At 69.4% G+C, this 18,150-nt stretch carries 20 protein-coding genes; 9 read left to right on the top strand and 11 right to left on the bottom strand.

The window, feature by feature from the left end; all coding sequences use genetic code 11:
• Nucleotides 1-14: 14 nt before the first annotated feature.
• The 6 genes from APZ15_RS19095 to APZ15_RS41020 form a co-directional block, all read right to left on the bottom strand.
• Complete coding sequence (locus tag APZ15_RS19095; RefSeq protein WP_021164087.1) at nt 15-395, bottom strand: CpaD family pilus assembly lipoprotein; 381 nt, start codon at nt 393-395, stop codon at nt 15-17.
• A gap of 15 nt (nt 396-410) precedes the next feature.
• Complete coding sequence (locus tag APZ15_RS19100; protein WP_021164088.1) at nt 411-1,793, bottom strand: type II and III secretion system protein family protein; 1,383 nt, start codon at nt 1,791-1,793, stop codon at nt 411-413.
• A gap of 54 nt (nt 1,794-1,847) precedes the next feature.
• Nucleotides 1,848-2,867: a Flp pilus assembly protein CpaB gene (gene cpaB, locus APZ15_RS19105; RefSeq protein ID WP_027791207.1), complete on the bottom strand. Its 1,020-nt coding sequence runs from the start codon at nt 2,865-2,867 to the stop codon at nt 1,848-1,850.
• A 20-nt stretch (nt 2,868-2,887) separates the two neighbouring features.
• Nucleotides 2,888-3,361, bottom strand: coding sequence for an A24 family peptidase (locus APZ15_RS19110; protein WP_027791206.1), 474 nt, complete (start codon nt 3,359-3,361; stop codon nt 2,888-2,890).
• A gap of 90 nt (nt 3,362-3,451) precedes the next feature.
• Nucleotides 3,452-3,634 carry a Flp family type IVb pilin gene (locus APZ15_RS19115; RefSeq protein WP_027791205.1) on the bottom strand — a complete coding sequence of 61 codons (183 nt, stop codon included), beginning with the start codon at nt 3,632-3,634 and terminating at the stop codon, nt 3,452-3,454.
• A gap of 344 nt (nt 3,635-3,978) precedes the next feature.
• Nucleotides 3,979-4,398, bottom strand: coding sequence for a hypothetical protein (locus APZ15_RS41020; protein ID WP_138143382.1), 420 nt, complete (start codon nt 4,396-4,398; stop codon nt 3,979-3,981).
• 99 nt (nt 4,399-4,497) lie between these two features.
• Here APZ15_RS41020 and APZ15_RS19120 point away from each other — a divergent pair, with 99 nt between their 5' ends.
• The 6 genes from APZ15_RS19120 to APZ15_RS19145 all read left to right on the top strand — a co-directional run bounded on the left by APZ15_RS19120 (nt 4,498) and on the right by APZ15_RS19145 (nt 10,383).
• On the top strand, nt 4,498-5,565 hold the full coding sequence (locus tag APZ15_RS19120) for an ABC transporter substrate-binding protein (protein ID WP_027791204.1): 1,068 nt from the start codon (nt 4,498-4,500) through the stop codon (nt 5,563-5,565).
• Nucleotides 5,566-5,579: 14 nt separating this feature from the next.
• Entirely contained in the window at nt 5,580-6,431 is an 852-nt protein-coding gene (locus APZ15_RS19125; RefSeq protein ID WP_027791203.1) for an ABC transporter permease, read from the top strand.
• Nucleotides 6,432-6,479: 48 nt separating this feature from the next.
• Nucleotides 6,480-7,298 carry an ABC transporter permease gene (locus APZ15_RS19130; RefSeq protein ID WP_027791202.1) on the top strand — a complete coding sequence of 273 codons (819 nt, stop codon included), beginning with the start codon at nt 6,480-6,482 and terminating at the stop codon, nt 7,296-7,298.
• 33 nt (nt 7,299-7,331) lie between these two features.
• Nucleotides 7,332-8,177, top strand: a complete 846-nt coding sequence (locus tag APZ15_RS19135) for an ABC transporter ATP-binding protein (protein ID WP_021162897.1) — start codon at nt 7,332-7,334, stop codon at nt 8,175-8,177.
• Nucleotides 8,178-8,325: 148 nt separating this feature from the next.
• Nucleotides 8,326-9,279 carry a TauD/TfdA dioxygenase family protein gene (locus APZ15_RS19140; protein WP_027791201.1) on the top strand — a complete coding sequence of 318 codons (954 nt, stop codon included), beginning with the start codon at nt 8,326-8,328 and terminating at the stop codon, nt 9,277-9,279.
• Nucleotides 9,280-9,435: 156 nt separating this feature from the next.
• Entirely contained in the window at nt 9,436-10,383 is a 948-nt protein-coding gene (locus APZ15_RS19145; protein WP_027791200.1) for a TauD/TfdA dioxygenase family protein, read from the top strand.
• A 100-nt stretch (nt 10,384-10,483) separates the two neighbouring features.
• On the opposite strand, the gene APZ15_RS19150 is transcribed toward APZ15_RS19145, so the two are convergent.
• Nucleotides 10,484-12,145 carry an ABC transporter substrate-binding protein gene (locus APZ15_RS19150; RefSeq protein WP_051363312.1) on the bottom strand — a complete coding sequence of 554 codons (1,662 nt, stop codon included), beginning with the start codon at nt 12,143-12,145 and terminating at the stop codon, nt 10,484-10,486.
• A gap of 265 nt (nt 12,146-12,410) precedes the next feature.
• Between APZ15_RS19150 and APZ15_RS19155 the strand changes: the two genes are divergently transcribed.
• Both APZ15_RS19155 and APZ15_RS19160 read left to right on the top strand, forming a co-directional pair.
• Nucleotides 12,411-12,818, top strand: a complete 408-nt coding sequence (locus APZ15_RS19155; protein WP_027791198.1) for a DUF427 domain-containing protein — start codon at nt 12,411-12,413, stop codon at nt 12,816-12,818.
• 342 nt (nt 12,819-13,160) lie between these two features.
• Complete coding sequence (locus tag APZ15_RS19160) at nt 13,161-14,153, top strand: sulfonate ABC transporter substrate-binding protein (protein WP_027791197.1); 993 nt, start codon at nt 13,161-13,163, stop codon at nt 14,151-14,153.
• 36 nt (nt 14,154-14,189) lie between these two features.
• Here APZ15_RS19160 and APZ15_RS19165 read toward each other — a convergent pair whose 3' ends face one another.
• A complete protein-coding gene (locus APZ15_RS19165; protein WP_027791196.1) occupies nt 14,190-14,774 on the bottom strand; it encodes a putative glycolipid-binding domain-containing protein in 585 nt (194 codons plus the stop codon).
• A gap of 174 nt (nt 14,775-14,948) precedes the next feature.
• Here APZ15_RS19165 and APZ15_RS19170 point away from each other — a divergent pair, with 174 nt between their 5' ends.
• On the top strand, nt 14,949-15,857 hold the full coding sequence (locus APZ15_RS19170) for a LysR family transcriptional regulator (RefSeq protein ID WP_027791195.1): 909 nt from the start codon (nt 14,949-14,951) through the stop codon (nt 15,855-15,857).
• A 198-nt stretch (nt 15,858-16,055) separates the two neighbouring features.
• Here APZ15_RS19170 and APZ15_RS19175 read toward each other — a convergent pair whose 3' ends face one another.
• Genes APZ15_RS19175 through APZ15_RS19185 form a run of 3 tightly spaced genes read right to left on the bottom strand, consistent with a single transcriptional unit; the run spans nt 16,056 to nt 18,149 of the window.
• The gene (locus APZ15_RS19175) at nt 16,056-17,213 is read right to left on the bottom strand and encodes an iron-containing alcohol dehydrogenase (protein WP_027791194.1); all 1,158 of its coding nucleotides are present in this window, start codon (nt 17,211-17,213) and stop codon (nt 16,056-16,058) included.
• The gene (locus APZ15_RS19180) at nt 17,213-17,545 is read right to left on the bottom strand and encodes a putative quinol monooxygenase (RefSeq protein ID WP_027791193.1); all 333 of its coding nucleotides are present in this window, start codon (nt 17,543-17,545) and stop codon (nt 17,213-17,215) included. The genes APZ15_RS19175 and APZ15_RS19180 overlap by 1 nt, the downstream gene beginning before the upstream one ends.
• 28 nt (nt 17,546-17,573) lie before the next feature.
• Nucleotides 17,574-18,149, bottom strand: a complete 576-nt coding sequence (locus APZ15_RS19185) for a glycerol-3-phosphate responsive antiterminator (RefSeq protein ID WP_027791192.1) — start codon at nt 18,147-18,149, stop codon at nt 17,574-17,576.
• Between the last annotated feature and the right edge of the window lies 1 nt (nt 18,150).

The raw sequence follows: 18,150 nt of genomic DNA on the forward strand, positions 1-18,150 counted from the left end.
GCATCCGGGTCGGTTCAATGGCCGGGCGAGCCGGTCGTCAGCGTCTTGCCGGGCGTCGGCTGCTTCACGCGATCCTCGACGTAGCGGCGCACCGCGTCGGCCGCGGCCTGCGCGTCCGCGCCGCCGTACGGCACGGGCGCGACGAGATCCTCCGGCCGTGCAAGCATCGCCGCGAGGTTCGAGTACGTCGCGCAGCCGAACGGCACACCGGGCCGCGCGTACCCCGCGTCGACGAGATGCGACGGCTGCATCAGCGTCGCGCAATCGGGCGGCACCGCGCGCGCGCCGTCGAAGCCGATCGTCCGCGCATCGGGCAGGTTGACCGGCGGCGGCGCCGACAGGCAGCCCGCGAGCCCCAGCGGCAGCAGTGCGGCAACGATCGATCGGGTTCGCATGGGCGCGCCTCCGGTTCAGTACACGAAGCCCGCGGCGCCGACGAGGCGCGGCGTATCGCCCGACAGCAGGTCGAGCCCCAGGTTGCGCTGCACCGCGAACTCCAGGTCGCTGCTCGGCCGCGCGACCGTGTCGATCGCCTGCTCGAGCTGGCCGGGCCCGGCCGGCTGCACGATGTACGGCGTGACGATGACGACCACCTCGGTCTTGTTGTCCTGGAAGTTCTTCGACGAAAACAGCCGGCCGATGATCGGCAGCCGGCCGAGCCCCGGGATCTGCGATACGGTGTCGGCCGTCTGGCTCTGCAGGAGCCCGCCGATCGCGAAGCTCTGCCCGCTCGACAGCTCGACCGTCGTCTCGACGCGCCGCACCGTGAGCCCCGGCACCTTGACGCCGCCGGTCGTCACGCTGTTGTTCGCATCGACCTCGCTCACTTCCGGCCGCACCTTCAGGCTGATCCGGTTGTCGGCGAGCACGGTCGGCGTGAAATCGAGCGACACGCCGAACGGCTTGAACTCGACCGTGATCGCGCCGGTCGACGAGCCGGCCTGCGCGACCGGGATCGGAATCTCGCCGCCCGCGAGGAAGCTCGCGGTCTCGCCGGACATCGCGGTGAGGTTCGGTTCGGCGAGCATCGTGATCAGGCCCTCCTGATCGAGTGCGTCGAGCACCACGTCGATCGACCAGCGTCCCGCGCGGAACCCGCCGAGCACCGAGAACGCGCCCGTCGGCGACAGGTTGAACAGGCTGGTCGTCGGATCGAACAGCGTGCGCCCGTTGAACAGCCCGCCGACGAAGTTGCCGGCCCCGCCCAGCGAGCTCCAGTTGATGCCGAGCTGCTGCGTGATGTTGCGGCTCACCTCCGTCACCCGCACGCGCAGGTTCACCTGGATCGGGCGCGACAGCGTGAGCCGGTTGACGATCTTTTCCTTGTCGTGCAGGTACGGCGTGAGCGACTGCATCACGGCGTCGGCGTCGGCCGCGCTCGGCACCTTGCCCGACACCATCAGCGAGCCCGGCGCGCCGGACACCGACAGCTTCAGTTGCGGGAAGCGGCTGTCGAGCACGCCCTGCAGCGATGCCGTGTCGACCTGCACGATCACCGTCTTGCGCAGGATCGGACGATGGTTCGCGCCGAGCGCGATCAGCGTGGTCGTGCCCGCCTTCTTGCCGAACACGAATACGGTACGCGGCGACGGCACCTGGATGTCCGCGATGGCCGGATCGGCGACGAACATCGCGGTTGCGGGCTCGGGCAGCGACAGCAGTTCCCCCTTGCCGGTCGCGATCGACAGCGCCGCGCCCGCGTCCGGCGCCCGCGCGACCTGCGCGGCGGCACCCCCGGACGCGATGCCGCAGGCCAGGCCCAGGAAAGCGATCCAACGAACCATGCGCACCATGCGTGTTCCCGTCAAATGCCGGCCGCCGGACGGACGGCCCGAATCGTCAATCCGTCACTGCACCGTCGCTCCCGGCGGCGGCGCACCCGCCTGCGCCGCGACATTGGCACCGCCCGGTGCCGCGGGCATCGCCGGCCACGACGGCAGCCCGGACGGCAGCGGCGGCAGGCCCGGCGTGCCGGTTCCGCCGCCGTGCGATCCGTCGTCGACCGACGAACCGCGATAGATCACGACGGCGTTGTTCCGCCACGCCGGCCGCGCGCCCGCATCCGGGCCGGCGGACGGCTCGCGTGCGGTCTCGCGCGCCGCGCGCGACACGTCGCCGGCCCATACCGGCTGGGTATCGGCCTCCTGCTCGTCGCCGCCCGCCGGCTGCCGCCGGTCGCTCGTCGCGAAGCTGCGCAGCGCGAGCGACAGCGAGCCGAGGCGGGTCGCCACCAGCACGACCTGCGCGGTGCGCGGCGCGACCTCGAGCGTGACCGTGCGCGCGCGCGCCGTCGCGTCCGGCGCGCTCGCGGGCGCCTTCGCGCGCTGGAATTCGGAACCGACCGCGAGCACGCGCGCACGCCGCACCACCGTCTCCGCTTCGAACGTGCCCGGCGACGTCGCCGAGCCGCCGATCTGCTGCGTCAGCAACACGTCGACGAAATCGCCCGGCTGGATCAGCCCCGCGTTGCCCGACACGTCGTCGACCGGCACCGAGATCGCGCGCATGCCGGGTTGCAGCGCGGCCGCGAGAAAATCCGGCGCGCCGGCCGGAATCACGTTCTCGACGCGAATCGGCGCACCCGCGCCCACGTGGTTGCGCAGCAGCGCGCCCTTCAGATCCGCGCCCGGCTGCGACTCGACGAACGCGCCGGCCGGCACCTGCGCGCGCGGCATGCGTTTCCACGCGAGATCGTTGTCGCGCAGCAGCAGCCCTTCCGGCAGGTCGGCGGCGGCGACCCGCACGCGCGCCTGATCCGTTTCGGCGGGCACCGACGGCGTCGACGCGGCGACGTACAGTTCGCGCAGGATGAACGCACCGATGCCGGCGGCAACGACGAGCACGGCCATTCTCAGCGGTTTGGGCATGGCGGCGTGCGTCCCCCGGGCTAGGTAAGCGAAACCGTGTGTGGAAACGACGCCCAGACGGCCAGCGTGCCGCCGAGCGCGAGCGCCACGCCGTACGGCACGCCGCGCGCGTCGATCGCGTGCACCGGCGTGGCGCGCCGCGACCGCGATACCAGCAATGCGACACCGCACAGGGCACCACCCGCGCCGACACTCGCCAGCACCGGAAACACCAGTGCCGGCCCGGCCCACAGGCATACCGCCGCCGCGAGCTTGACGTCGCCGCCGCCGATCCAGCCCGCGTGACGCATCGCGCCGAACAGCACCAGCGTCGCCGCGCCGATCGCGACATGCCCGGCCAGCGGCGCGAAGCCGTCGCGCGCGAGCGCCGCCGCGACGAAATACAGCGCCGCGAACGCGAGCACCACGCGATTGGACAGCCGCCGGTCGCGCAGATCCTGCGCGGCGAGCGAAGCCAGCAAGACCGTGGCCACCGACTGCACGAGCGTGAGCATGGGAGAGCCGTCCGTCGACACGCACCGGCCGCGGATACGTTCTACCGCTGCGGATCCCGGTGTTCGTCGGTGGCGCGCGGGTTCGGCGGATCAGATCAGGCTCGTCACCTTGTTGATCAGCGTCGTGAATATGCTCGGCAAGCCGCCGGTGTTGCTGCTGAGGATCACGCCGACCGCCGCCAGCGCGACCACGACGATGCCGGCCAGCACTGCGTATTCGAGCGAGCTGACGCCGCGTTCGTCACGCAGCAGGGACTTGACGTATTGCAGCATGGCAACCTCCGTGTAACGGGTCGGTGACCGACCGTTGAACGCAAAGACGCACCCTTGCTCCGGCGGTTGCGCAGGACCTTCGCCCATTGCGATGCGTGCGGGCGACCCTGGCACTGGGTCGTTCGCATCCCCCGGAATACTCTCGATCACGACAACACGCGGCGCGCAACGTTGACTTCGACCGTTGCATGCCCGCATCCATGGTGCGGTCTTCCCGCACGATGCAACCACGCTGATTCGTCTAGGGTATAGACAATTTTTCAGGCGAATTCAAATGATTTGGCGTCGGAGTGCATTTATGGATTTCATGCTGCAACGATGAATGCCATATCACTCATTTGCCTTCATTTTTCTCGCGGCATTTCGCATGATTCACGTATCGGAACAGGCATTGCCACTGTTGCGGCGCATGATTTTCCGGCCGGCCGCCGAACCGTTTCCATTCGATTTATCAGCATGCCGGATCGATCGACAGCGGCTCGCTTCTCCTTATCCGGCCTGACTTCCCGGCAAAATTGACCGGCCCGCATCGCATTTCCCCGATTACCGGCCTCCGTCTTTCCGCCCGGATTCGTCCGGCGATCCTCACGCGAATCCACCCACGTCGCCATTGCGATTTTCAAATCGACGATTGCCCGATTCGGCATCCGGCCGCAATCGACATGATGGGAATCCTGAATGAATCTCCAATGCATGTGAATGCGGTTCTCCGCCGCAAAGAACGGAACGCGCGGCGCGGCAACCCGCAAGGCGGCGATAAGCATAGTTCAAATCGTTTCTTGTCCGGCCCCGGCACGTCATCGAGAATGCCCCGACGGGCTGCGGCCCGGCCTTGTTCCTCAACGTTCCGGACCCGTCGATTCATGCTTCCACTGCGCCTGCTGCGATCGCTGTTCATTGCGTCCCTCATTGCGTTGCCGGCCGCCGCCGCGCACGCCGACAAGCCCGCCACCATCCGCATCGGCGTCGCCCAGCAAGGCGCCGGCGATCCGCCGACGTTCGGCGGCTCGAGCGCCGCCACCGCGCAGTTGCAGCAACAGGTCGAAAAGGAGTTCGCGGCAGACGGCATCAAGGTGGAATGGCTGTTCTTCAAGGGCGCGGGGCCTGCCGTCAACGAGGCGATCGCCAACAAGGCGCTCGACTTCGCGTACCAGGGCGACCTGCCCGCCGTGCTCGCGCGTGCGAACGGGATCAAGACGCGCCTGCTGCTCGCCGCGAGCGTGCGCTCGGGCGTCAAGATCGCGGTGCCGCCCGACTCCACGATCCGCTCGATCAAGGACCTGAAGGACCGCCGCGTGTCGATCTTCCGCGGCACCAACCTGCAACTCGTCGCCGACAACGCACTCGCGAAAAACGGCCTCGGCGAACGCGACCTGCGCGTGATCAACCTCGATGCCGCAAGCTCGCTCGCCGCGCTCGCGTCGAAAGGCATCGACGCGTCGGTGGGCGACTACCAGCTGTACAAGCTGCGCGACGCGGGGCTCGCGAAGATCATCTACGAATCGCAGAACGACGGCCCGCAGTTCACGCGCCAGACGCACCTGCTCGTGCTCGACGATTTCGACCGCGCGCATCCGGACATCGTGCAGCGTGTCGTCACCGCGATCGTGAAGAGCGCGCAATGGTCGTCCGACGAGGCGAACCGCGACGCGCTGTTCAAGCTGTGGGCGAAGAGCGGCGTGCCGGTTTCGTCGTGGCAGGCCGACTACGCGAACCAGCGCCTGAAGGACCGGTTGTCGCCGCTGATCGATCCGTTCTTCGTCGCGCGCTACAAGTCCGTCGCGCAGGATGCGCTCGCATTGAAACTGATTCGCCAGCCGGTCGACGTCGACGGCTGGTTCGAGCCGAAGTATCTCGACAACGCGCTGCGCACGCTGAAGCTCGAAAACTACTGGCAACGATACGACGCGGCCGGCAAGCCCCTTTCCTGACCCGGACTTTCCCGATGAGCGACACCGCGTTTTCCGTCCCGTCATCCGACACTCGCACGCCCGCCGCGCTCACCGCGCAGCCGCACCCGGCGGCACACGTGAAACGGTGGTCGTGGCGGCTCGCGCCGTGGCTGCTGCCCGCGCTGCTGTTCGCGCTGTGGAGCGTCGGCAGCGCGCGCGGCTGGATCGCGCCGCAGATCCTGCCGCCGCCGGAACGCGTGTTCGACGCGCTCGCGGATCTCGCGACGAGCGGCGATCTCGTGCGCCACACGCTGATCAGCCTGCAGCGCGTGCTGGTCGGGTTCGCCGCCGGCACGCTGCTCGGCTTCGCGACCGGCGTCGCGCTCGGCTTGTCGCGCACGCTGGAAGCCTACGTGCTGCCGAGCTTCAACGCGCTCGTGCAGATTCCGGTGCTCGGCTGGCTGCCGTTCCTGCTGCTGCTCGTCGGCGTCGGCGAACCGCTCAAGTACCTGCTGATCGCGCATGCGGCGCTCGTTCCCGTCACGCTGAGCACGCTGCAAGGGTTTCGCCAGACACCGCCCGCGCTCGACGAAGTCGCCCGCGTATTCGGCTACACGCGCCGCCAGCGCATCGTGCACGTCGTGCTGCCCGCCGCGATCCCGACGCTCGCGACCGGCGTGCGGCTCGCGGTCACGAAGTCGTGGCTCGCGCTCGTCGTCGTGGAGCTCGTCGCGTCGTCCGAAGGGCTCGGCTACCTGATCGTGTACGGGCGGCAACTGTTCCAGCTCGATCTCGTGATGGCCGCCGTGATCGTCGTCGGGGCGGTCGGCCTGCTGATCAACCGGCTGCTCGACGCGCTCGAGGCGCGCCTGCGCCGCGGCGTGCCGTCCGCCTTCCGGGGCTGAGCCACACACGATGCCCGCCCCGCCCGCGCAACCGAAGGAGATTCTCCCGTGACGCATTCCGCTTCGCCGGACGCCGCACCGCCGGCCGCCACGGCCACCCGCCGCCTGCGTGCGCCCGACTGGCGCGGCTTCGTCCTGCCGCTCGTCGCGCTCGCGCTGTGGTGGGTCATCGCGTCCGCGCACCTCGTGAACAGCGGCCTGCTCGTCGGCCCGGCCGACGTGTTGCGCACCGCATGGGCGCAAGCCACGAGCGGCGCGCTCGGCCGCGCGCTGTCCGCGTCGCTTGCGCGCGAAGCCTGCGGTTTCGCGATCGGCGCGGCCGGCGGGCTGCTGCTCGGCACCGCGCTCGGGTTGTCGCGCCTCGCCGCGCGGATGGTCGGCCCGAGCTTCGACACGTTCAAGCAGATCTCGCTGTTCGCGTGGATTCCGCTGATTTCCGTATGGTTCGGCCTCGGCGACGTCGCCAAGGTCGTGTTCCTGTCGCTCGCCGCGCTGCTGCCCGTTGCCGCGCACACCTGCGACGGCATTCATGCGGTGCCGCGCGCGTATGTCGACGTCGCCCGCGCGCTGCGCTACTCGCGGCTCCAGCTCGTGCGCCACGTGATCCTGCCGGCCGCGCTGCCGTCGATCTTCACCGGGCTGTATCTCGGCCTGATCTATTCGTGGCTCGCGACGCTCGGCGCCGAATACCTGCTGGTCGCCGGCAGCGGGATCGGCAACACGCTGATCGACGGCAGCGAGCAGTTCCGGATGGATCTCGTGCTGTTCGGAATCATCGTCGTCGGCGTGACCGGCTGGGCCCTGAACGCGATCGCGCGCGCGATCGAGCGCAAGGTGCTGGCCCGGCGCGGCGACCTGCCGCGCTGATCGCCCCTTCCTTTCCCCCTTCCTCACACCGCCATGACGACCCTCGCCTCCGATTCGCTCGACATCCTCCACGTGAGCAAGCACTACGCGCAACGCGGCGCCGCGCTCGCCGTGCTCGACGACGTGTCGCTGCACGTGCGCGCCGGCGAGTTCGTCACGATCGTCGGCGCGAGCGGCTGCGGCAAGTCGACGCTGCTGCGCCTGATCGCCGGGCTCGACACCGACTACGCGGGCGAGATCCGTGCCGGCGCCGAGCGCGTACGCGACACGTCGCTGCAACGCGGGATCGTGTTCCAGGATCACCGGCTGTTCCCGTGGCTGACCGTCGCGCAGAACATCGAGGCCGCGCTGCGCAACGCGCCGCTCGACGCGGCCGCGAAGCGCCGCGCGGTCGCCGATCACGTCGCGCTCGTCGGGCTGAACGGCTTCGAGCATGCGTATCCGAACCAGTTGTCGGGCGGGATGGCGCAGCGCGTCGCGATCGCACGCGGCCTCGTGAACCGCCCGCGCGTGCTGCTGCTCGACGAGCCGTTCGGCGCGCTCGACGCGCAGACGCGCGCGCGGATGCAGAACGAGCTGCTGCGCATCTGGGAACAGGAGCGCATCACGATGATCCTCGTCACGCACGACGTCGACGAAGCCGTGTATCTCGGCGACCGTGTCGTGACGATGGCGCCGCGCCCGGGCCGCATCGAGCGCATCGTCGACGTCGCGCTGCCGCGCCCGCGCCGGCGCGATTCACCGGAATTCGCGCGGCTGCGCGACACCGTGCTCGCCGGTTTCGACGACGGCGAACCGCCCGGCGACGATCACCCGCGCGGCAAGCGTATCGACCCGCCGCGCCCGCACCGGATCGGCGAATGGCGGCTTGCGTGGTAGCACGCATGGCGCTTCGATTTGCTCAGCACGACGACGCATATCGATCGTCGCCGCGCGCACGCTAAGGTTGTGACGATTCATCGGTTCCGGTTGCGCACGGTCCCTGCTTGAATGGAGACTCGACCGACCCGACTCCAGGAGACTCCCGATGTCCGAAGTCCAGCACGCCGCTCACCCGTCTTCGCATGCTTCGCACGCCGCGCCGCGCACGGCCGCCACCCCGCTCCAGCTTCGCCAGGTCGCCGGCCGGATCGGCGCCGAGATCGCCGGCGTGCGGCTGTCGGGCACGCTCGACGACGCGACGTTCGACGCGATCCAGGCCGCGCTGCTGCGCCACAAGGTGCTGTTCTTCCGTGGCCAGCACCACCTCGACGACACCGCGCAGGAAGCGTTCGCACGCCGCTTCGGCGAGACCGTCGCCCACCCGACCGTGCCGTCCGTCGACGGCAGCGCACACCTGCTCGAACTCGATTCCGCACACGGCGCGCGCGCCAATTCGTGGCACACCGACGTGACGTTCGTCGATGCGTACCCGAAGGTCTCGATCCTGCGCGCGGTCGTGATTCCGCCGTTCGGCGGCGATACCGTGTGGGCCAACACGGCCGCCGCCTACGCGAACCTGCCCGACCCGCTGCGCGCGCTCGCCGACACGCTGTGGGCGCTGCATACGAACGCGTACGACTACGCGTCGACGCACGTGCATGCCGACGCTGCGCAACTGAAGCGCTACCGCGAAGTGTTCACGTCGACCGTCTACGAAACCGAGCACCCGGTCGTGCGCGTCCATCCGGAAACCGGCGAACGCACGCTCGTGCTCGGGCATTTCGTGCAGCGGCTCAAGGGGCTGTCGGCGCAGGATTCCGCGCACCTGCTGCAGGTATTCCACGAGCATGTGACGCGTCTCGAGAACACCGTGCGCTGGAACTGGCAGGAAGGCGACGTCGCGATCTGGGACAACCGCGCGACGCAGCATTACGCGATCAACGACTACGGCGATGCGCGCCGTGTCGTGCGCCGCGCGACCGTGCACGGCGACGTGCCGGTCGGCATCGACGGCCGCCGGAGCGTCGTGCTGAAGGGGCCGGGCGCGACGCTGCAATAACGCCCGCGTCACGCGGCGGCGCCGTTCCGTGCGCGCCGCCGCACCTGCCTCCTCCGCCACCGGACACCCGACCATGCCCTTCCCGTCACCGGACCGACGCACGCACGCGCAACGATGTCGGCCCCGCACCCCGTTCACTTCCGCCAGGAGCGTCGCATGAGCGCCTTACTCGAACCCGCCGCCGAGCCGATCGACGTGATCCCGCTGTCCGCCCATATCGGTGCGGAAATACGCGGCGTCGACCTCACGCAACCGTTGACCACGCCGCAGATCTCGGCGATTCGCGCCGCGCTGCTGAAATGGCGCGTCATCTTCTTCCGCGAGCAGTTCCTCACGCACGAGCAGCACGTGGCGTTCTCCGCGCAGTTCGGCGAGCCGACGGTCGGCCACCCGGTGTTCGGGCACGTCGACGGGCATCCCGCCGTGTATTCGATTGCGAAACACCGCAAGGCCACCCGCTTCGAAGGCGAACCGGTGCGCCGGCCGTGGACCGGCTGGCACACCGACGTGACGGCCGCGGTGAACCCGCCGTGGGCATCGATCCTGCGCGGCGTGACGATCCCGCCCTACGGCGGCGACACGCACTGGACCAACCTCGTGCGCGCGTACGAAACGCTGTCCGCGCCGCTGCGCGGCTTCGTCGACGGCCTGCGCGGCCTTCATCGCTTCACGCCGCCGGCCGGCGCGCGCGCAACCGATGCGTTCGACGACGCGGTCGAACGCCGCCCGCTCGTGACCGAGCATCCGCTCGTGCGCGTGCACCCGGAGACCGGCGAACGCGCGCTGTACGTGAGCCCGAGCTTCCTGAAATCGATCGTCGGGCTGACGCCGCGCGAGAGCCAGGCCCTGCTCGAACTGCTGTGGGAACACGTGACGCGGCCTGAATTCACGATCCGCTTCAAGTGGGAGCCGCGCAGCATCGCGTTCTGGGACAACCGCGCGACCGCCCACCTCGCGCCGGTCGACATCTTCGATCTCGACTTCGACCGCCAGCTCTATCGCACGACGCTCACCGGCGACGTGCCGGTCGGCCCCGACAGCCGGCCGTCGGTCGCGCTCGAAGGCTCGCCGGTCGAGGCCGCGGCGGCGGTCGCGCTCAACTGAACCGGCGGCAGCCGGCGCACCGCGGCGCGCCGGCCTTTCCGTCACTTTCGTCACGTCACGCCGATGAATGCGCGGGCCGCGCGCGTGCGCGGCCCGTCCGTCAATCCAGCCAGACCCCGTCGAAACGGTGCCCGCCGAGCGGCGAGAACGTCAGCCCGTGCACGCGCTTGGACACGGGCAGCGACACGATCGACGTCGCGATCGGCGTGAACGGCACCTGGTCCTTGAACACGACCTGCGCCTGTTCGTACAGCGCCGTGCGTTTCGCGACGTCCGCATTGGAACGCGCGGCGTCCACCAGCCGTTCGAAATCCTGGTTGCACCATTTCGCGAGATTGCTGCCGTGCACCGCGTCGCAACCGAGCAGCGTGCCGAGCCAGTTGTCGGGATCGCCGTTGTCGCCCGACCAGCCGTACAGGATCGCGTCGTGCTGCCCTTCGAGCTTCGCGCGGCGGTTGTATTCGCCCCATTCGTAGCTGACGATCTTCGCGCGCACGCCGATCTTCGCCCAGTCCTGCTGGATCAACTGCGCCATCAGCTGCGCATTCGGGTTGTACGGGCGCTGCACGGGCATCGCCCACAGCGTGAGGTCGAAGCCGTTCGGGAAACCGGCCTGCGCGAGCAGCGCCTTCGCGGCCGCCGGATCGCGCGGCGCATCCTTCAGGCGCGGGTTGTACGACCATTGCGCGGGCGGCATCGGGTTCGTCGCGATCTTCGCATCGCCGTTGAACACGGTCTTCACGATCGCCGACTTGTCGATCGCGATGTCGAGCGCGCGCCGCACGTCGACGCGATCGAGCGGCGCATGCTGCGTGTTGTACGCGACGAAGCCGACGTTGAAACCCATTCCCGAGAACAACGACAGCTTCGGGTCGCGCCGCACCGTGTCGAGGTCGGCCGGCCGCGGGAACACCGACACCTGGCATTCGCCGGACACCAGCTTCTGCAGGCGCGCGGCCGGATCGGGCGTGATCGCGAACACAAGATGGGCGAGCTTCACGTCGCCCGGCTTCCAGTAGTCCGGATTCGCGTCGTAGCGGATCAGCGCGTCCTTCTGGTACGTGCGCAGCAGGAACGGCCCCGTGCCGACCGGGAACTGGTTGATGTCGGCCTCGCGGTGACGCGCCGCGAGCTGCGACGCGTACTCGGCCGACAGGATCGACGCGAACGCCATCGCGAGATTGCGCACGAACACGACGTCGGGCGTCTTCAGCACGAAGCGCACCGTGTAGTCGTCGACCTTGTCGATGCGCTCGATGTTGCGGTCGAAACCGAGGTCGCTGAAATACGGGAAGCTGACCGGATAGGCCTTGCGGAACGGATCGTCCCGATCGAGCATCCGGCGGAACGTGAACACGACATCGTCGGCCTGGAACGGCCGCGTCGGCTTGAACCACGCGGTCGTCTGGAACTTCACGCCGCGCCGCAAATGGAACGTGATCGTGCGCTGGTCGGGCGACACGTCCCAGCTCGTCGCGAGCGACGGTTCGAGATCGAGCGTGCCGCGCCTGAACTGCACGAGCCCGTTGTAGATCGTGAACGTGCTCGCGTCGAAATCGGTGCTCGTCGTGTGCTGGCCCGGGTCGAAGCCGGCCGGGCTGCCTTCGGTGCAATACACGAGCGTCTTGCCGGCGGGCGCGGCCAGCGCCTGCGTGGCCGCGCCGGCGAGCAGCAGCGACGCCGCGATGCAGCGCAGGGCCGTCGCGGCGCGCGGCGGTTTCCGCACGCGAGGCGCGGCGGGCGAAACGAAAGAGGTCTTCATGGTGGCGGAATCGGTGGCTGTCATGCAAATGACGACGGCCGATCTTCGCGCGTCGCCCGCCGATCGCTTACCAATTAATTGCGCGTTGCTTATCGCTGGATCGGCATCCCGCCGCCGCGGCACGGGGATGTCCGTGCGAGCGTCGGGCACGTGGCCCGCGTCGCCTCTTCCGGCCCCGTGCAGGTTCGCCGAAATGGGCGCATCGTATCGGCTGGCCAACGCCGGCGCGCATCCCGTCGCGCCGCCGATTCCAGGAGGACACACCATGCCTGTCAGCCCCGATACGCCTGCTCGCCCGGTGAAGACGCCGGGCCCCGATCACCCGATCACGATCGAATCGCACCCGCGGCGGGTCGTGGTCAAGGCGGCCGGCCGGATCGTCGCGGACACGCGCCGCGCGCTGGCGCTGCGCGAAGCCGCCTACCCGGCCGTGCTCTACATCCCGCGCGAGGACGCCGACCTGACGCTGCTGCTGCGCACCGATCACGCGACCTACTGCCCGTACAAGGGCGACTGCGCGTACTACTCGATCCCGGTCGGCGGCGAACGCTCGGTCAATGCCGTCTGGACCTACGAAGCGCCCTATCCGGCCGTCGACGCGATCCGCGGGCACCTCGCGTTCTATCCGGATCGCGTCGATTCGATCGAGGAAAGCCCGACCGGCTCCGATTGAGCGTCGCGGCAGCGGTTCAGGCAGCGGCTCGTCGCGCGCCGGGCGGCCACGCGTGCGAGGCGGCGATTTCTCCGGGGCGGCCGGCCATGCCGCTCCGTTCCGGCCGCGTTTTGGCTCGTCGCTGCGGGTTTCTGCACTGATCGCCGGATCGAACGCCGGCAACGCGTCCACCGCTGATTTGCATATGCGCATTCGTTGGTTGGCCGCCAACGCAGGCGGACGTATCGTCACGAGTCCGGCGCGGGCCGGCCCGTGGCGTGCAGCGCCCGCATCCGGCCCCGCCCTGCGCCGACCGCGTCGCCTTTCGCGCGCGGCCCGCTCCTTCGCCCGCAGGACGCCTCGATGAACGACACACCGCACGCAGACGTTGAACCGACACCGGCGAACCCGCAGCGCCGCCAATGGCTGCAAGGCGCGGCCGCCGGACTGGCCGGGCTCGCGCTCGGCCCGCTCGCCGGCCTGCCCGCGCACGCGCAAGACAGCGGCACGCGGCTGCGCGTCGGCTTCCAGAAATACGGCAACTTCGTCGTGCTCAAGGCACGCGGCACGCTGGAAAAGCGGCTCGCGAGCCAGGGCGTCACGGTGCAATGGCTCGAATTTCCGGCCGGCCCGCAATTGCTCGAGGGCCTGAACGCCGGCGCGATCGACGTCGGCACGGTCGGCGAGACGCCACCGATCTTCGCGCAGGCGGGCGGCGTCGATTTCGTCTACATCGGCAACGAGCCGCCCGCGCCGCAGGGCGAGGCGATCGTCGTGCTGCCCGATTCGCCGATCCGCAACGTCGCGCAGCTGCGCGGCAAGAAGGTGGCGTTCAACAAAGGTTCGAACGTCCACTACCTGCTCGTGAAGGCGCTCGAACACGCGGGCCTGACGTATGCCGACATCCAGCCGATCTACCTGACGCCCGCCGACGCGCGCGCCGCGTTCGTGCAACGCAACGTCGATGCGTGGGTGATCTGGGATCCGTACCTGGCCGCCGCAGAGCGGCAGATCGGCGCGCGCGTGATCGCGAACGGCGAAGGGCTCGTGCGCAATACGCAGTACTACCTCGCCGCACGAAAATACGCGGCCGCTCATCCGCAGGTGCTGCGCGCGCTGCTCGACGAAGTCGACGCGGTCGACCGCTGGGCACGCGACCATGTGGCGGAAGTCGCCGCGCAACTGTCGCCGCTCGTCGGCCTCGACGCGCCGACGCTCGAAGTCGCGCTCAAGCGCGCCGGTTATGGCGTGCAGCCGATCAGCGACGCGACGCTCGCGTATCAGCAGAACATCGCCGACGCGTTCAGCGCGCTGAAGCTGATTCCCGGCAAGCTGTCGGTGGCCAGCGCACGCTGATGCACTGCCGCCGACGCACGGCGCGGCACGCGTGCGTCAGCGCGCGGGAGCCGCGCCGATGCGCCGCCATTCGTCGTAGTCGGTGACGAGGCCCGCTTCGTCGACCGCGATATCGGCCGCATACGTGCCGCTTTCGTAGCGGTACACGTGCTCCGCCGTGCGGGTATAACGCTGCTCGCCGCGCACGAACTCGAATTCGGGGAAGCGCAGCCACGCGGTATGGATCACGGCCGCCTCGCCGACGGCCAGCCCGAGCCGCCGGATCGGCAACGTGTTCGTCGACGGGCTGAAACCGAGGTCGATATCGGTCGCGCCCGCGAGCGCCGGTACGTCGACGCCGTCGATCGTCCAGCGCCCTGCGTCGCACGCGATATCCCGCTGCCGTGGCGGCTGCGTGCCGCCCCACTGCGTGATGCGCGCCGCGCGCGTGAGCCAGTCGGCGCCGCACGAGATCGCGTAATCGACACGAAACGGCGCGCCGTCGATCGCGCCCGACACCGACCCCGACAAGCCGATACCCGTTCGCGACTCGACGAGCCTGCACCATTCGGCCGCCTGCCAGGTCTGCACGATCTGCCATGCGACGCAGCGCGTGCGCACCGCTTCATCCTGTCGCGTCATGTCATCGTCTCCAGTCGATCGCACGGAAGCCGATTGTCGCCCATCGCACCGGCGAACACACGCGGCTTGCGCAACCGATGGTCAGTATCGGGTCGCTCCACACCTTCAGTCAGCCGTGCTTTGGTACCATCCGTCGATCGGCATCAACCGGAACCAGACAAGGGGCGCGACTTCATGGATTTGCTGGCGACGATGCGCATCTACGTCAGGGTCGTCGAGCGCGGCACGATGTCCGGCGCGGCGCGCGATCTCGACATGGGCCAGCCGGCCGTCAGCGAGCGCATCGAACGGCTCGAGAAGCATCTCGGCACACGGCTCCTGATGCGCAGTGCGCGCACCCTCGTGTGCACGGAAGAAGGCCGGATCTTCTACGACCGCAGCAAGGCGCTGCTCGAAGCGGCCGACGATGCGGTCGCATCGGTCTCGAAGACGGAAACCGCGCTCGACGGCACGATCCGGCTCGCGGCGCCGCAATGCTTCGGCGAGGTCGTGCTGCCGGGCGTGCTGATGCATGTCCGCACCGCGTATCCGGGCCTGCACATCGATCTGGTCCTGAACGACGACATCGTCGATCCGGTCACGGAAGGCGTCGACATCTCGATCCGCGTCGGACAGCTCGGCGACGGCGGGTTCGTCGCGCACCCGGTCGGCACGGTGGGCCGCCGGCTCGTCGCCGCGCCGTCGTATCTCGACCGGTGCGGCCCGATCGACACGGCGGCCGATCTGGCCAACCATCCGTTCATCCGCGTGAAAGGCGTCTTCGCGAGCGAACGGCTGCCCGTGCAGCACGACGGCGGCCCGCTCGAATACGCGCGCATCCGCACGATCATGACGACGAGCCACTGGCGGCCGATGTTCGACACGATCGCGGCGGGCGGCGGCATCGGCGTGGTCCAGCACCCGGCCTGCGCCGACGCGCTCGCGGCCGGCACGCTCGTCGAGCTCCTGCCGCGCTACGCGATTCCCGACTTCGCGCTCAACGTGCTCGTCCACGCGCAGCGGCCGCTGCCGCCGCGCGTGCGGGCCGTCGTCGACCTGCTGAAGCAGGACATCCCGCCGCTGCTGGCCCGCCCTGCCCGCTGACGACGGCAGCCGCCGTCAAGCCTGCCGCGACTTCCCCGGTTCCTTCACGTGAGCGTCGAACGCGACGCATTGCTCGTCACGCTCGCGGGCCGGATGCGGGCTCGCAGCCGTTGCGCTCGCATGCGCACGCGGCGCGGCACGGCGCGCGCATCGCGACGTGAATGCATGGCGGGCGGCGCGACGCGCACGCCCGCCGCGTCACCACGCCTGCCGGTAAATCTCCAGCGCATCGGCCTCCGTCACCTCGCGCGGATTGTTCACGAGCAGGCGCGTCTGCAGCATCGCGTCCGATGCCATCCTCGGCAGGTCGCCCTCGCCGATACCGACCTCGCGCAGCGTGCGCGGAATGCCCGTCGCGGCGATCAGCCGGTCGATCTCGCCGATCAGCGCGTGCGTACGCGCTTCGTCGCTGCCCGTCGCCGACGGCGCGACGATCGCCGCGAGTTCCGCATACAGCGGTGCGGCGGCCGGTGCGTTGAAACGCAGCACGTGCGGCAGCACGAGCGCATTCGACAGCCCGTGCGGCACATGGAAGATCCCGCCGACCGGATAGGCCAGCGCGTGCACGGCCGCGACCGGCGCATTCGCGAACGCCTGCCCCGCGAACATCGCGCCGACCAGCATCGCCTCGCGCGCGTGGCGGTCGTGGCCGTCGTCGCACGCCGCGAGCAGGTTGCGCGACAGCAGCGTCAGCGCGTGCACGGCCAGCATGTCGGACACCGGGTTCTTCAGCCGCGCGGACGTGTAGGCCTCGATCGCATGCACCATCGCGTCGATGCCCGTGGCGGCCGTCGCCGCGCGCGGCAGGCCGAGCGTCAGTTCGGCGTCGAGGATCGCGACATCGGCGAACAGGTGCGGCGACACGACGCCCATCTTGCGCGCCTCGCCGACCGTGACGATCGACACGGCCGTCACTTCGGAGCCCGTGCCGGCCGTCGTCGGCATCTGCACGAGCGGCAGCCGCTCGCTCGTGACCTTGTCGACGCCGTACATGTCGGCCAGCGCCTGCCGCCCGGGCACGAGCACCGCGATCAGCTTCGCGACGTCCATCGACGATCCGCCGCCCAGGCCGAGCACGATCTCCGCATCGACCGCGACGGCCCGCTCGGTCGCGTCGAGGACCACCTGCTCGGGCGGATCGGCGATCACGTCGTCGATCACGGTGACCTGCCAGCCGTGCGCGGCGAGGCTCTCCAGCGCCGGCGCGAGCACGCCGCTGCGATGCAGGAACGCATCGGTGACGACGCACAGCCGCACAAGCGCCGGAAAGCGTTCACGCAACAACGCGCCGAGCCGGCGCGCGGCGCCGAATTCGACGACCTGCGTCGGCACGGTGCGGAATTGAAACGGGTTCATCAGGCACCTCCCGGCGACGTCGCCGTGCCGGTGTCCGGCTGCACCATGAAGCGCAACACGTCGCGGCGATCGAGCAACGGGAAGATCGCGCCGACACCGATCCGCTGGAAATGCGGCGTATCCCGATGCACGTCGAGGCCGTCCGCATAGCGGTAGCGTTCGAGGATCACGATGTGGTCGGGGTTCTCCGCCGACCGGAAATACGCGTAGTCGAGGTTCTGCGGCTCGGTACGCGTCGCCGGCGCGAGTTCCGCGAGCAGTTCGATCACGCGGTCGCCGTTGCCCGGTTTGGCGAAGAAATGCGCGATGACCTGAAGGTAGGGTTCGTTCATGTTGCGCTCCGTGTTTAACAGGAATCCGTCACGACGACGGGTCGAAATTCCACCACGCGCTGTCGCTCGTCGACACCGCGAGCGCGCCGTGCCGCCTCGCGCTGCGCACGTCGTCCGCATTGCCGACGAAGCCGGATGCAACGATCGGCGGCAGTGCCTGCCGGTCGGCTTCGCTCAGGTGCGCGAGCATCGGCGCGGGCATCAGTTGTACGAGGTTCGGATCGCTCTGCTCGATCGCCTTCATGCTGCGCGGCCATGTCGAACGGTCGGTCACGAACACCTTCTGCATCGTGATCAGCCCCGCGCGGTTCGCGCGCTGGATCGTCGCGACGCGCGTCGACACGAGGCTTGCGACACCGATATCGGCCAGATACTCGACGCCGCCCTTGTCCTGCGACAGCCCATCGCAGCTGTCGATGTTGACGATCACGAACTTGCCGGCCCGGGCGAGCGCCGCGACCACCGCCTGCAGGCGGCGCAGGTCGACGTTCGCGACGATGCCGACCTCGGCCGCGCTGTCGACGAAACTGTCGGCCTGCTCGGCGCCGTACAGCGTCGCGATGACGGGATGACGGGCGAGACGCGCGCCCAGCGACTTGTCCATG

The sequence above is a fragment of the Burkholderia cepacia ATCC 25416 genome (assembly GCF_001411495.1).
GTDB lineage: Bacteria > Pseudomonadota > Gammaproteobacteria > Burkholderiales > Burkholderiaceae > Burkholderia > Burkholderia cepacia.